Consider the following 14,544-nt stretch of genomic DNA (forward strand, 5'->3'; position numbering starts at 1 on the left):
CAAGGCGCGCCGACTGGCGGGACCGGCGCCGGCGGCTACCAAACCTGGCCGGAATACACTACCGGCACGGGCTATCAAGGCGCGCCGACTGGCGGAGCAGGCGCCGGCGGATATCAAGGTTGGCCCGGGGTGGACACGGGTAGACCGGATGGCTTCCCCGGCGAGCCCGGGGGCGCTCCTAGCGGCCCGGGCGGTGCTCCCTTGTCCCCGCCACCGTCCTTTACGCCTCCCCAATTGCCTCAGGCGTACGCTATCGATCCGGGCAGCATCGGGCGGTGCCGATTTCAGTACGTGTACATCTGGCAAACGAACGGCCAGCAGTACTGGATCTTCCTAACCTTCGTCGGCCGCGATTCCATCGCCGGGTACCGCTGGTTCGGATACGGACCTTTCGGCTATTGGGTATACTTCGGTCTTGATTTGGACCGGGTTGAGCAATTTTATTGCTACCGATAAACTTCAGCGGCGTCCAATAAAGCCGGGCTTGTCCGCGAAAGCGAAACAAATCGGAAGCGCCCGCTATATTAAACTTTCTAAAGCCCGTGCTTGTGCACAGGGCTTTTTTGACATATTAACCGTCAAGCCGCGAGCCCTTACTCTCCTCCTGCTCCTCCTTCTTCCAAGGCGGGTCGGCTATCTCGTGCAGCTTGCGGTTAACCCGGTGAACGGCGTAAGGGATGGCCCAAGTCAAAAATGCGCACAGCCAAATCGAGCCTGACGGCGAATATTCCATTACCTTTTGAATCATGCAATCGTCTCCTATCGGTTTGAACGGTTTACCGTTCCGGTCCGGCGAATAATGACACGGGGCTCCACTTGGATTTCGCATTGCGTAAAATAGCGTTTCCCTTTTTCCCAGTTGTCGCCAATCCGCTTCCACACTTTGTAATGATTCTGCTGCAGGTTGGCGCCGAGCCCCATGGCATCCGCCCGAAAATCGTGCTGGAGCTTGCGGACCACCGCCTTCGTTATCCGGACAATCTCCCGCTCTGCCGCCTGCTCAATCATATCCACCGATTTTCGCTTTAACACTTCGAGCGACTGCTGGTAGCTTTCGCCTACGGCGCCTTCCGCTTCGATACGGATTCTAAAGCGGATGCGCTGCGGGTTGCTGACGTCTGCGTTTATGGTTCGTTTCTTTAAGAAGAGATCGCATACCACCAGCTCATCTTTCACTTCGGCTTTCACAATGCCGGTCCGAAACTTGCCGGTGAGCAGGTTTAAGCCTTCCGTCTCTTCCGGCCCAAGCGCCCCGGCCATCTGCGAGTTTTCTCCCCGGATGACCGCCGCCCCTTCGAGCTTCACCTCATGCCTGTCCTCTGCGCTCATCATCCGCTGCACGACAAAGCTTCGTTGACCGAGCAAATATTCATGAATGTCCCCAAGCTTGGTTTCGGGCAAAATCCTGGCGTTCTTGCCACTATTCTCCGAGACGGAATTGATATACATGACCGGCAGCTTCTCGTTGCTGGGCTCGACGTTCAATAGGTTCCGGGCCTCGCCTTCCGTGACGAATACCTTGGCGCTGCGGCGCATCTCGGGCTCGCGCAGAAAAAAATCCAGCACGCGGGCGAATTCATGCTCTTTCCTGGCAATCTCCTCCGAGATCGCAATCACTTTCAAATGTTCGTAGTACGGAAAGCGGCTCGTACGCCCCGCAAGCTGCTTGTCGATATCGAACAGCGCGTCTCCTTCCGAAGTCAAATTTAAGTAAGCCTGACCCGAGCCCGGATTGTTCGAACCGCCTGCGTTCTGCAGCTTGCCGGTGACGACGAATTGGTAAGTCACCGCATATCGGGCCTTGCCCCGGGGGTTCTTCTCAGCCCCCGCTTTTCCTTGTTCCGGCTTTTGGGATGATTTTGGAACGTCAATCGCAACACCGATCACAAAGCCGCGCTCGTCGATTTCCACACGATCCCAGCACCCGGCCGTCAGCAGCAGAAGAGCCAGCGTGAACAGAACGGAGACCGGCGTCTTAAGCATGTCCCGACACCCCCCGAAGCTTGGCAATCACCAGCAGAAGCGAAGGGATCAAAATGCCGGCGAACAAATCGATATAGCTGAACCACTGCCCGTAGACGGCGAGCTGCGTCAAATCTTTCGGCAAATAACCGGCTAAATAAATGATCGGAGCCAAAGCAAAGGCTATCGTCCGTTTGCTTGACCGACGAAAAAACGTGCCTGCGATCCAAATGCAAATGTCCAGCGTCATTGCGGCGGAGTTAAAGATCGTCATCAGCCAAATCGTAAAAAAAATCGACTCGAACCGTTCGAGAATCGCCCCGGGCACCTCGATTTCTTTGGCCAGCTCCACCGCCGGATACTGCAGCTCCGCGGTAGCCTCGGCCGAGAAGACGCCGATCGTCACGATGAACAATGCCGTATAAAGGATAAGCGGTATGGAGATGCCGATGACGGCAGCCTTTACCGTTTCCTGAGGCCGGTTCATTAAAGCGGCATAAAAAACGACACTTTCGAAACCTAAAAACGAAAATAAGCTTTCCTGAATGCCTTCCCCCATTTTTTTCCAATCACTGATTCCTATGGGTTTCAGCTGCTCGAATTCGAAAAAACCGGCGTTCATCACAAGCACCATCACAAAAACGACGATGACGAAGGGCAGAAACAGCAAATTCAAACGCACGATCCCTATCCGCGGCCCGGACGCCGCATAAATGACCACCAGAAAAAAAATGAGGCCGATGACTTCGACCGGCGTACGTGTAAATAAATACTCTTTAGCGACCTCCGCCGCGCCCCGCACCTCATAGCTGGAGAACATGGCAAACGCGATGAAGAAAAATACCGATAAGACGACGGCGAGCGGTCTCCCGACAATGCGTGGCGCAAACTCGGTGAACGGCTGCCTGGGAAAGCGAATCGCCAGCCTCGACAAAACCCACGTAAACATCATGGCTAGCAATCCCGCAATCAGAATAGCGATCCAGCCGTCCGACGAAGGCACCACTTTCGCGACGCCGCGCGGCAGCGTCAATACGCCGAGGCCGAGAATCATCGAAGCAACGGAAAACAGCAGCTCGGTACTGCTAATCTCATCGTCACCGTATTCGAACCTTCTCACGTGAAGCCCCCCGTTCCTTCCAAGTTGTCTTCCAGCTTTGTTATTCCTGCCCCTTCGATCCGCCTTTTTTGTTCATCCGCACCTTGTCCAGCGTCTGCATGAGCTGCGGCCGTTTTTCAAGCACCGTAACCGGCGCGCGCAGGATCAGATCCTTCCAATCGTTCCAGAAGAACGGCGCGAACGGTACGGTAAATGGAACGCCAAAGCTCTTGAGGTTCACGATATGGATGTTGATCATGATATATACGAGCACGATGCCGTACAAACCGAACATGGACGCTGCCAGCATGATCAGAAACCGCAGCATGCGAAGCGAGATCGCAAACGAATAGGACGGCAGCGAAAACGAAGAAATAGCCGTAATGGCAACGACGATAACCATGATCGGGCTAACGATTCCCGCCGCCACCGCGGCTTCCCCGATTACAAGCCCGCCGACGATGCCGATCGTTTGTCCGATGGGCTTGGGCAGCCGGATGCCCGCTTCGCGGAGCACTTCCAGCGTCACTTCCATCAGCATCGCCTCGACAACGGCCGGAAACGGCACGCCTTCGCGTGAGCCGGCGATCGAAAAAGCAAGCTTGGACGGGATCATGCCTTGATGATATTCGACCAGCGCAATATACAGCGCAGGAAGAAAGGTCGCCAAAAAAGCGGAAACCGTCCTCAGAAGCCGCATTAACGAAGAAATGAGCCAATGATGATAATAATCCTCCGGCGATTGAAACAACGCGCCGATAGTGATCGGCAAAAACAGCGTGAATGGCGACCCGTCAACCAGCAGAGCAACCTTTCCTTGCAGAAGCGCCGAAGCCGTTTTATCCGGCCGTTCCGTGCTGTGGATCAGCGGAAACGGGGTCAGAAAGCTATCCATCATCCACTGCTCGATATATCCGGAGCCCTCCGCCTCATCCATGTCGATGGTGCTTAGTCGCCTCTTCACTTCCGCTACCAGATCGGGATGAGCAATGCCCTCGATATAAGCAAGGACGACCTCCTTTCTCGATCTGCGGCCGATGCGGAAGGAGATGTAGCGCAGATGGGGATCGCGGAGCCGACGGCGCACCAACGCCGTATTGGTCCGCAAATTTTCCGTGAAGCCGTCCCTCGGCCCCCGAATGAGCGCCTCCGTTTGGGGCTCTTCCACCGGGCGTTCCTGCCAACGCTGGCTGCAGATCAGCAGCGCGTCCGACGAACCGTCCACGAGGAGCGCCGCAATCCCGGATAACACGCCGAGCATCATTTGGTCCAGAGAATGTACCCGATCGATGCTGTTTACCGATAAAATCTCTTTGTGCAGCAGGTCAAGCAAGGCGCTGCCTTCGCTTGGGATCGCATGGGTTTCCAGCCATGTGCCCGAGAGCAGCACGCGGAGCACCTCTTCGTCCAACAGATCGGCATTGATCAGGCCGTCGATGGAAATCAGCGTGCAGAGATGCTTGTGCGGCCCGACCCTGAATTCGCGGATGATCAGGTCATTGGGAGAACCCAACATTTCTTTGATCATGGATATGTTGTGCGTGACCGATTCCGTTAAACGGGCGATCGGTTCTTGCGAGGTCTCGCCGGCAGTCTGCTGCTTCCGAAGCCGCTGGCGGAATAAAAACCGTAGCATGGCAGTTCCTCCTCCCCTCTTCAATCCGAACCACTGCTATGTATGCAGATTATTCCTGAAAATGCCGCATTTTATGCACAAAAAAGCCCCGCGCATCACGCAGGTCAGTGCGTGACAGACGAGGCGGACTTATTTGTCCTGGGAAAAGAAAGGAGGTTCGACACGCTCGATGACCCATCTGGCGTTCTCGTCGCTGCGTTTCAAGTGAAAGGTAAGCTTCTGCTTTTTCGGTCGGCGGGCGCCTTCATGAACCGTCACATCGACGGGCAGCTCCAGTCCGAGCCGGCCGTCGGCATCCAGGTCGCGGAAGGGATTGATTCGGCGAATAGCCTTGACCTTGCCCATGTCGTTTAAATATTGCGCCAGCTGCGGATTCGCCGGATCGCCGAAAGCGTATCTTAACAACTGCGGGTCCTGTTGATTGATCGCGATCAGGAAGCTGTCGGCCACCGCATTAGGGGAAGCGAGCCCGAAGCCTTCCTCCAGCCGGCCGGCCGCTTTGTACACCATCCATTGATGGTCGGGGTCCACACTTTTGGAGCGATGGGTGGTACTTCCGAGAAAATGGACGCAGAAATGCCCCGAAAACCCGTTGCCGGGAATACCGTCGCCGCCATGCGGCATGCCATGCATCGAAGCGGCAAACGACCGCCCGTCCTTTTCGACCAGGACCGCCCGCCGTTTCCAGCTCCAAGCGCCTTTATAGATCTCTTTCATGACCGCCGTATCGGCTTTGGTCAGCGGCTGCATATCCGCATGGCTGCTGCCGGCGCGTCGTTGGGCTTGAAAGGCGAGCCCCGACTCCACGTCGACGATCCGGCATACCGCTTTCATGGCAATCGTCTGGCGGGCTTCCTCCCACGAGGCCAATTGGCCGTAATGGGCGGTACGGACCGCTTCGGCATATCCGTGAAGCCGATCTTTTATCGCCTGCGGCAGCTCCAGCGATTGCCTATGCAGCGTATCATACCAGTTTCCATGGGCGTCCACCGCATAGCGGACCATTGCTCCTTGCTTCTCCAGCACCGCATATACGTCCGTAAGCGGTACCTGCTGCACCGGCCGCACCTTCTCCGGCAGCAGCTTTTTGAGCAGCTTGGGCGACCGGACCGTCAGCTCGCTGCGCATGGCCGATTCCGGCGAGGCCTGTACGACGAAGGTGAGCTTGGCCGGAGCGGCTGGCGCCCCCGCACGGACGGGCAATGACCCGAGTCCGATGCAGACCGCAGCCGCTGCCAAGATCAGAACCCCTTTTTTCATACGTTTCCTCCGTACCTTCAAGGATATGGCGTTAGCTTGCCTGTTTGATGGCATTTTCACACAAGGAAAAAGGTAGAAACGGAGCATCGTTATAATCCACTCTGGACAGGCTATCCTAAAATCTAACATTTGCGTTCAGGAGGGATCGGACATTCGTAAGATCATGACGGCTGCACTCGCAGGCCTGCTTATGGTCCAGTCTTCCGTTCAGGCGGAGGACGCGCCCCGCAGAGGAAGGGCCTACTACGAACAACGCGGCGGAGTCGTCTGGGAAGTGCCGACGGAGGAAAAAGTCATTGCGCTTACGTTCGACGACGGCCCCGACCCGGAAAATACCGGGAAGATTCTCGATCTTCTCAAGCGATACGAGGCCAAGGCGACATTTTTCCTCGTTGGCAACAAGGTGGAGAGATTCCCCGGGCTGGTTAAGCGGGAAGCGGCGGAAGGCCACGAGCTGGCCAACCATACGTACAACCATACGTATTTTAAGCGAAACGGATCGATCTTCAAGCTGAAGCAAGATCTACACCGCGCAGAAGGAGTCATCTACGCGGCCTCCGGTCAAAAATGCCGCCTGTTTCGGCCTCCCGGGGGGTTTTACAGCGAAAAGCTGATCCAAATGGCCATGAATGAAGGTTACACGGTCGCGATGTGGTCTTGGCATCAGGATACGAGGGACTGGGATACCCCGGGAGTCGACAAAATCGTCAACAAGGTTCTTAGCCATGCACGCAACGGGGATATCGTGCTGTTCCATGATTACGTAGAAGGGAAAAGCCAGACCGTCGATGCGCTCAAAGAAATATTGCCCGAGCTGAAGAAGCGCGGTTACCATTTCGTTACCGTATCGGAGCTGTTGTCCTGCGGCAGAATGAAGCCGGTAAAAAAGCTGCGCACCCCGGACATCCATCCATAACCGGATGCCCTCTCTTTCCATACAATACAGTGATCTGTATTTTCGGAAGAGGAAGGAGCAGTGCGGTGAACTATTTGGATATGCTGTCCCGTTTGGGTGTCGGAAGCGCGCATCCCGGCGGCTTCTCCGCCACCCTGTCCCAGCTTTCCCGCTTCCCGCTGCCCGCGGGAAGCCGGGTGCTGGAGGTCGGGTGCGGTACGGGAAGAACGTCCTGCTACCTGGCGAAGCAAGGGTTTGACATTACAGGGCTCGACCTGCGTCCCGATATGCTGGCCAAAGCGAAGCTCCGGGCCGAAACCGAGCAGCTTGACGTAAGGTTTGTGGAAGGGGACATTACGGCGCTGCCGTTCGAAGCCGCGACGTTCGACGTCGTGTTTGCGGAATCGGTGACCAATTTTGCCGACATCGGGCGGGCGTTGGCCGAATACGGCCGGGTACTGCGCCCCGGCGGCATACTTTACGACCGGGAGGTTATCGCAACCCCCTCCATCACGGAGGAGGCTTACCGGGAGGTCACCGGCTTTTTTCAGTTGAACGCCCTGCTCACGGAACAAAAGTGGATCGAGCTGCTTCAAGCGTCCGGCTTTGCCGAGACGACCGTTTGCGACCGCTCGGCCTTTATCGAACACGTCACGGACGACCAAATTGCCTATCCCGATATGAACCAGCTCATGGATCCCGGAGCTTTGCTCGATGCATCCGTCTGGCAAACGTCGCTGGCGCACGACGATCTGATTGCCGCCAACCGCAACTACTTGGAGCACGCCCTGTTCATTGCCCGAAAATAAAAGGGCGTCATGGCAAAAGATCGCAACATCAGGCCGGCTTAAGCATATGTTGTACTATCTTGAGAAGTCGAGCGTGATGCCTACCATGAGCCTGTCGGGCCTCGAAGCCGCACAGCGGTTTGTGACTATGCGGTTTCCGCAAAGCGAAGCGGCCATACTGGCCGGAAGTGTCGTCCAAGGCGGCGCAACGCCAGGGTCGGATCTGGATCTTGTTCTATTCGACGAATCCCAAGCCGGGCCATTCCGCAAAACGTACCGGGCTTTCGGATGGATCATCGAAGCGTTCGTAGTGAACAGGGATACGTACCGCTACTTTTTCGATCAGGCGGTGGAATCGGCCATTCCCTCGCTGCTGCGAATGTGCTCGGAAGGCATCGTGCTCCGCGGTCACGAGCACGTCGCAGCCATCATCGAGGAAGCCAGGCGCGATCTCGCTGCCGGTCCTCCGGCCTGGACCGTTCAGGAGCTGGACCGGGCGCGATATGAGATCGGCGAGACGCTGACGGATCTGGAATGCAGCGCCTCGCGAGCCGAGGGCTTATTCATAACGGCAAAGCTCGCCGGGATGCTCGCCGAATTCGCACTGCGGACCGGCGGCTTCTGGATCGGAGACGGGAAGTGGCTGCAGCGCAGCCTCAAGCAGTCGGATCCGGCCCTCGCGGAAGAGCTGTACGAAGCGCTTGAAGCTTACTACCGCCTGGATCGCACGGAGCCCCTTTCCGCTTTTGTGCAAAAGCTGCTGGAGCCGTTCGGAGGCTTGCTCGTTGAAGGGTACGCCGAAGGCGATCTTCCGGACGAAGAAGAAACCGGACCGTAACGCAAAAAAAGTGCTTCCTTACGCATAACCTGCGCCATGGAAGCACTTTGTTTCACGGTGCTTTGCTAATGTCCGGTTCTTGGCGGATACTCTTCAACCTCCGGGCTCTCCTTGGGACGAGCCTTGACCGGCAAGCGGATTTCGATCGTCGTTCCTTGGCCCTCCTCGCTGGCAATCGACAGCGTACCGTCATGATTCTCAATAATCTTCATGCTCACCATCATGCCAAGCCCCGTTCCCTGCTCCTTGGTCGTGTAGAAAGGCTGGCCGATGCTCGCCAGCTTCTCCGCCGGGATGCCGCAGCCTTGATCGATGACCCGTACGGCAATCTGCCTTCCCTCGGCTTCCGCAGCCACTTGCAGGGTCAGCTTTCCCCCATTCGGCATCGCTTCGACCGCATTTTTCAACAGATTGATAAACACTTGCTTGAGCTGGTTCTCGTCGCACTCCAGAAGAGGCAGCTCCTCCTCAAATTCGGTGACGATCTGGATATTGTTCATAATCGCCTGCGCGTCGATTAACGTGGCAACATGGCCGATCAGAGGCCGGATGTCCTGCGGACGAATTTGCGCCTCTTTCGGTTTGGACAGTACCAGCATCTCGCCGATGATTTGCTCGATCCGGTTAATCTCGGAGGAGATGATGTCGTAATAATACGGCTTGTCCGATACGTTCGATTTGAGCAGTTGAATGAAGCCTTTGATCGCCGTGAGCGGATTGCGGATCTCGTGCGCGATACCTGCGGCGAGTTGGCCGACAAGCGACAGCTTTTCGGAATGCTCCAGCAGCTCCCGCGCTTTCTCGGCATCGGTAATATCCCTGACCATCACCCGGGTCGCGAACCGCCCCTCGAACCACGTCGGAAACGAGAATACCTCCACATCGATCGACCGGCCGGCAACCGTCATGAGCTTTTGCTTCATGGGAGCCAGAGATTGGCCGCTCTCCACCATACGCACCCGGTTGCGTACGATCTCGTGATAGTCGGGGTGAAGAAAATCGTAAACCGACCGGCCGAGCAGCTCCTCCGGAGCGGATGCCCCAAGCAGCTTCACCGCCGTATCGTTGGCGTACACCCACCGGCCTGCTTGCTGGATAAAGACCGCTACGGGCAGCTCCTCCACCAGCGACCTGTAGTTTTCTTCGCTATGGGACAGCTTTTCCTGCGCTTGCATTCGCTCCGATATATCCCGCGCCACGGCCACAATGTTGCAAACCTCGCCGTTCTGCTCCCGAATAAATTTAATGGAGCTTTCGTACCAAAGGTAATGTCCCTGTTTATGCCGCTTTCGAAGCATATGCCGGCTCTCGTCCGAACGGGCCGAGGCGAAGGACTCGAAGACGCGCCTAAAATCTTCGGGATGAACCAGCGTTTGGCCCAAAACGCCGACCAATTCCTGCGGATCATACCCGAGCTGGGTATAGACGGCCGGCGAAATATACTGGATGCTGCCGTTCGGCGCACAAAGCGTAATGATATCTTGACTGTGAGAAGATATCAGCTCGTACTGCCTTTGGCTTTCGCATAAATGCTCCCAAAGCTTTTTTTGTTCGGTCACGTTTTTGCTGATGCCTTGCAGCGCCGTAATCTGACCGTTCTCGATAAAAGGAATGATGGTTACATCAAGGTTCAGGCACTGCCCCCATCGATCGGTCCCGACAATGTCAAAACGCTGAGGCGCCCCTTGAGCTGCCAACGCCAAGCAGTCGCGAAGCTTGTCGTGCTCCGAGACGTCGAGCATCGTGCGGTAATGAAGCCGCATCCGCACGATTTCCTCGCGTGCATAGCCCGCGAGCTTCTCGAACGCCGGATTCACATCCATGTAATACCCGTCCAAATCCAACACAAACATCGGATCAGGATGGTACTCGAACAACGAACGGTAGCGCTGTTCGTGCGGCTGCCAACGGCCGGAATTGCAAGCCGCGATATGTACAATATAGCAAGTAAGCGCTTCATTTTGTTCGTGCGAGCAACGTGTTACGTTGATCCAAACAGGTATAGCGTCTCCTTCCCGGTGAAGGAAGCGCAGAGATATTTCGCGAGGGCCGTCATCCGGGGCACCATTCGTCAATTCCTGCCAAAACCCGGCCCAAACGACGCCATCGTCCGGATGGCAAAGCTGGGCTACCGCTCGCTTTTTCAAATTCGGCTCCGTCTCATCCAAGAGCCGGCATAGCGCCGGATTGGCCGCAAGACAGCGGCCGCCGGCAGAAACGAGAGCTGTCGCATTTGGACTATACTGAAAGGTTCGGTAAAATAGAGCATGTGAAGTGAGGTCCAAATCCACGTCAAATTCCATGCGTGCCTCCTGTTTCGAGCCTGCAGTTCTCAGAAATGTTCGATAATCGAGAGGCATCCGACCAATGCGGGCTGCCATGTCCTATTAGTTAACATTCTATGGAAAAGTAGTTTCTCCTCCCGTTTTCACAAAAAAAAGAACAAGGGCACGAACGCTCCGTTTCGGAACGTTGCGTCCTTGTTCGCAAAAGGATTATCGTTTGCCGGGTTCGTAAGGCTCGCCGAGCGAAGCGGGCGGCACAGCCCGGCCCACGGCGCCGGCAAGCACCAGAATCGTCAGCACGTAAGGCAGCATGAAGAGAAACTCCATCGGAATGCTCTTGGCGAAATCGAACAGCTGCACGAAGTTGCGGATCGCTTGAGCAAAGCCGAAGAACAGGGCAGCGCCCAGCGCGCCGACCGGGTGCCATTTGCCAAAGATCATCGCCGCAAGGGCGATAAAGCCTTGACCGGAAATCGTATTGTGCGAAAAGCTGCTCGTCGTCGTCAGTGTAATTGTCGCCCCCCCGAGCCCCGCGAGCGCTCCGCTGATCATGACGCCGATATACCGGTAACGGGAAACGCGGATGCCCATCGTATCGGCCGCGCTAGGATGCTCCCCAACCGATCGCAAACGCAAGCCGAACGGCGTTTTGTAGATGACATAGTATGTCACGGCAACCAGAATGAGCGCCAGATACGTCGTCGGATAAGCCTTGAAGAAGGCTTCGCCGATCAGCGGGATGGAAGACAGTCCCGGAATCGCCACCTTGGTAAATACCGCATTAAGCGTCTCCGTTTGCCCCGATCCTTCGAAAAGGATTTTGACCAGATACACCGTTAGCCCCGCCGCCAGAAAGTTGATGACGACGCCGCTGACGACTTGGTTCGCATTAAAGGTCACTGTCGCTACGGCATGAATCAGAGAGAAGGCGATCCCGAAAATAATGGCGGTGACCAAGCCAATCCACGGCGCCGCTCCATCCATCCCCGACTTCTCGGCGAAATGCGTGGCAATGGCGGCGGCGAATGCCCCGGATACCATCAGCCCTTCCAGACCGATATTGACGATGCCCGACCGCTCCGAGAAAATACCGCCCAAGGCAGCAAAGATCAGCGCGGTGGAAAACACCAGCGTGGTGTTGATCAGCTCGCCGAAAATATTCAATGCTTCCATCTAAGCCGCCTCCTCTTTTTTGCGTTTGGCGTATATCGGGAGCAGCACCCAGCGCACGATACCGTGAGTCGCTACGAAGAAAATGACCGAGCCGATAACGACGCGGATGATTTCCGGCGGAACGTCCGCGGCGAAGCTCATCCCGGCGGACCCGTACGTAAGCGAGCCGAACAATACGGCGGCCAGCACGACCCCAAGCGGACTATTGCCGCCCAGCAGCGCCACCGCGACCCCGTCGAAGCCGTAACCCGGGGAAGAGGCAACCACGGTTTGATAATGGAACACGCCCAGCACATCCACTACGCCGGCCAATCCGGCAAAAATGCCGCTGATGAACATCGATTTGACGATATTGCGGTTAACGTTCATTCCCGCATAGCGGGCGGCGTGCGGATTATGTCCGACGGCGCGCAGCTCATAGCCTTGCTTCGTCTTCCAGAGCAGCACGTAGAATACGGTCGCTGCCGCCAAGGCAATCACCGTGCCCCAATGCATCCGGGCGTTGCCCATCAACTCGGACAGCCAGCCGATCGACAGCGAGGCCGAATCCTGCGTCGGATACGAACGCTGCTGTCCCGGCTGCAGCAGAAATTGATTGACCACATAGTTGGAGAAAAACAACGCGATCCAGTTCAGCATAATCGTTGTGATAACTTCGTTTACACCGCGCTTCGCCTTCAAGTAGCCGGCGATTGCGCCCCACAGTCCGCCGACCAGCGCGCCGGCGACGACGGCGAGCGGCGCATGGATAAACCAAGGCAGCTGCAGCTTGATCCCGATGACGGAGGCCATAGTCATCCCCATCATGAACTGCCCTTCCCCGCCGATGTTGAACAGCCCGGTCCGGAACGCGAAAGCGACGGACAGTCCCGTCAAAATAAGCGGAGTAATCTCGCGGATCGTCTCGCCGAAATCGTATGGGTCCCCGAACACCTTGCTCACCAGCGCGCTATACGCGGTCAGCGGATTGTAGCCGCCGGCCAGCATCACCAGCGCTCCGAAGAGCAGCCCCATCAAGATCGCGACAAGCGGGACCAACGCCGAGTCTTTGGTCATGATTTTAATGAATTTATCCATGGTCGGTCCCTCCTTGTCCATGTCCGCCGGCCATCAGCAGCCCCAATTCTTCCTCATTCGTCGTCTCGGGGTCCACCTCGCCGACAATCCGGCCGCTGTGAATGACCGCAATCCGGTCGGATACGTTCCGAATCTCATCCAGCTCGAACGAGATCAGCAGCACGGCTTTTCCTTGGTCCCTGGCTTCGATCAGCTTGCGGTGCACGAATTCGATGGCGCCGACGTCCAATCCCCGGGTCGGCTGCGCCGCGATCAGCAGCTCGGGATTTTTGTCCAGCTCGCGGGCGATGATCGCCTTCTGCTGGTTCCCGCCGGAAAGCGCGCGCGCCTTCGTATGGATGCTCGGCGTACGCACGTCGAACTCGCTGATCAGCCGCTGCGCCTGAGTGTCGATCGCTTCGCCGTTCAAAAAACCGCCGCGGTTGTACTTCGGCTGGTAATACGTCTCCAGCACCATATTCTCGCTCATCGAGAAATCCAGCACGAGTCCGTGCTTATGCCTATCTTCCGGAATGTGCGATACGCCGGCCTCGGAGATGAACCGCGGGGACCGGTTGGTCAGCGGCTTGTCCTTCAGCACGATCTCTCCGCCGTCCACGGAACGCAGCCCCGTCAGCGCCTCGATCAGCTCGCTTTGCCCGTTGCCGTCCACGCCCGCGAGTCCGAGTATCTCTCCGGCCCGCACCTCGAGCGAGAGGCTGTTCAAAGCAGGAAGGTTCCGGTTATCCTTGACCGTCAGACCGCGGATTTGCAGCACCGGAGCTCCGGGCGAAGCCGTGGTCTTATTGACCTTGAAGGTAACGCTGCGGCCGACCATCTTCTCGGCAAGCTGCTGCGGATTCGTTTCCGCGACCTTCACCGAATCAATCACCTTGCCGCGCCGGATAATCGTGCAGGTGTCGGCAATCGCCATAATTTCCTTCAGCTTATGCGTGATCAGAATGATGGATTTCCCTTCGACGGCGAGCTGCCGCATAATATCCATCAATTCTTGAATTTCTTGCGGCGTGAGCACAGCGGTCGGTTCGTCGAAAATCAGAATGTCCGCCCCGCGATACAGCGTTTTCAAAATCTCGGCGCGCTGCTGCATGCCTACGGAAATATCTTCGATTTTCGCTCTCGGGTCGACTTTGAGGCCGTATTGCTCCGAAATCCTTCGAACCTTCTCGTTCGCTTCTTTATAGTTGATGGAAGCGCCCTTTCGGGGCTCGCTGCCGAGAATAATGTTTTCCGTCACGGTGAACGGCTGTACAAGCTTGAAATGCTGATGCACCATGCCGATCCCCAGCTCGATGGCTTTCGTCGGGCTGTCGATGGCAACTTTGCTGCCTTTAACCAAGATCTCGCCCTCATCCGGCTGGTACAGTCCGAACAAAATGTTCATCAGCGTCGATTTACCTGCTCCGTTCTCGCCCAGCAGCGCGTGGATCTCTCCTTTGCGCAGCTTCAAGCTGATGGAGTCGTTGGCCGTAATGCCGGGAAAACGCTTCGTAATCCCTCGCAGCTCGACCATCATGTCGGGTGAACTCAT

Annotated in this window: 13 protein-coding genes; 4 read left to right on the forward strand and 9 right to left on the reverse strand. The window is 56.7% G+C overall.

Annotation, left to right across the window (positions count from 1 at the left end; all coding sequences use genetic code 11):
• A partial coding sequence (locus tag PEH01S_RS35050; RefSeq protein ID WP_174807157.1) for a hypothetical protein occupies positions 1-456 on the forward strand: 456 nt, incomplete at its 5' end.
• Positions 457-571: 115 nt separating this feature from the next.
• Here the strand turns inward: PEH01S_RS35050 and PEH01S_RS34715 are convergent.
• The 5 genes from PEH01S_RS34715 to PEH01S_RS21995 form a co-directional block, all read right to left on the reverse strand.
• Complete coding sequence (locus tag PEH01S_RS34715) at positions 572-748, reverse strand: hypothetical protein (RefSeq protein ID WP_164827979.1); 177 nt, start codon at positions 746-748, stop codon at positions 572-574.
• 11 nt (positions 749-759) lie between these two features.
• Positions 760-1,983, reverse strand: a complete 1,224-nt coding sequence (locus PEH01S_RS21980; RefSeq protein WP_127488026.1) for a Ger(x)C family spore germination protein — start codon at positions 1,981-1,983, stop codon at positions 760-762.
• The gene (locus tag PEH01S_RS21985; protein WP_127488028.1) at positions 1,976-3,082 is read right to left on the reverse strand and encodes a GerAB/ArcD/ProY family transporter; all 1,107 of its coding nucleotides are present in this window, start codon (positions 3,080-3,082) and stop codon (positions 1,976-1,978) included. The genes PEH01S_RS21980 and PEH01S_RS21985 overlap by 8 nt, the downstream gene beginning before the upstream one ends.
• A 40-nt stretch (positions 3,083-3,122) precedes the next feature.
• Complete coding sequence (locus PEH01S_RS21990; protein WP_127488030.1) at positions 3,123-4,697, reverse strand: spore germination protein; 1,575 nt, start codon at positions 4,695-4,697, stop codon at positions 3,123-3,125.
• Positions 4,698-4,826: 129 nt separating this feature from the next.
• Positions 4,827-5,957, reverse strand: a complete 1,131-nt coding sequence (locus tag PEH01S_RS21995; protein WP_127488032.1) for a hypothetical protein — start codon at positions 5,955-5,957, stop codon at positions 4,827-4,829.
• A gap of 163 nt (positions 5,958-6,120) precedes the next feature.
• Here PEH01S_RS21995 and PEH01S_RS22000 point away from each other — a divergent pair, with 163 nt between their 5' ends.
• The 3 genes from PEH01S_RS22000 (at position 6,121) to PEH01S_RS22010 (ending at position 8,478) form a co-directional block, all read left to right on the forward strand.
• Entirely contained in the window at positions 6,121-6,873 is a 753-nt protein-coding gene (locus PEH01S_RS22000; protein ID WP_246063028.1) for a polysaccharide deacetylase family protein, read from the forward strand.
• Between the two features lie 65 nt (positions 6,874-6,938).
• Positions 6,939-7,661 (forward strand): class I SAM-dependent methyltransferase, encoded by a 723-nt coding sequence (locus tag PEH01S_RS22005; protein WP_127488034.1) that lies wholly within the window; start codon positions 6,939-6,941, stop codon positions 7,659-7,661.
• A 76-nt stretch (positions 7,662-7,737) separates the two neighbouring features.
• Positions 7,738-8,478, forward strand: coding sequence for a nucleotidyltransferase domain-containing protein (locus PEH01S_RS22010; protein ID WP_246063029.1), 741 nt, complete (start codon positions 7,738-7,740; stop codon positions 8,476-8,478).
• A 65-nt stretch (positions 8,479-8,543) separates the two neighbouring features.
• On the opposite strand, the gene PEH01S_RS22015 is transcribed toward PEH01S_RS22010, so the two are convergent.
• The 4 genes from PEH01S_RS22015 to PEH01S_RS22030 all read right to left on the reverse strand — a co-directional run bounded on the left by PEH01S_RS22015 (position 8,544) and on the right by PEH01S_RS22030 (position 14,544).
• Positions 8,544-10,781 carry a PAS domain-containing sensor histidine kinase gene (locus tag PEH01S_RS22015; RefSeq protein ID WP_164827981.1) on the reverse strand — a complete coding sequence of 746 codons (2,238 nt, stop codon included), beginning with the start codon at positions 10,779-10,781 and terminating at the stop codon, positions 8,544-8,546.
• Between the two features lie 192 nt (positions 10,782-10,973).
• Positions 10,974-11,936, reverse strand: a complete 963-nt coding sequence (locus PEH01S_RS22020) for an ABC transporter permease (protein WP_025849422.1) — start codon at positions 11,934-11,936, stop codon at positions 10,974-10,976.
• On the reverse strand, positions 11,937-13,013 hold the full coding sequence (locus tag PEH01S_RS22025; protein ID WP_025849421.1) for an ABC transporter permease: 1,077 nt from the start codon (positions 13,011-13,013) through the stop codon (positions 11,937-11,939).
• A complete protein-coding gene (locus PEH01S_RS22030; RefSeq protein ID WP_127488038.1) occupies positions 13,006-14,544 on the reverse strand; it encodes an ABC transporter ATP-binding protein in 1,539 nt (512 codons plus the stop codon). The genes PEH01S_RS22025 and PEH01S_RS22030 overlap by 8 nt, the downstream gene beginning before the upstream one ends.

Source organism: Paenibacillus ehimensis NBRC 15659, assembly GCF_004000785.1.
In the GTDB taxonomy this organism is placed as follows: Bacteria; Bacillota; Bacilli; order Paenibacillales; family NBRC-103111; genus Paenibacillus_G; species Paenibacillus_G ehimensis.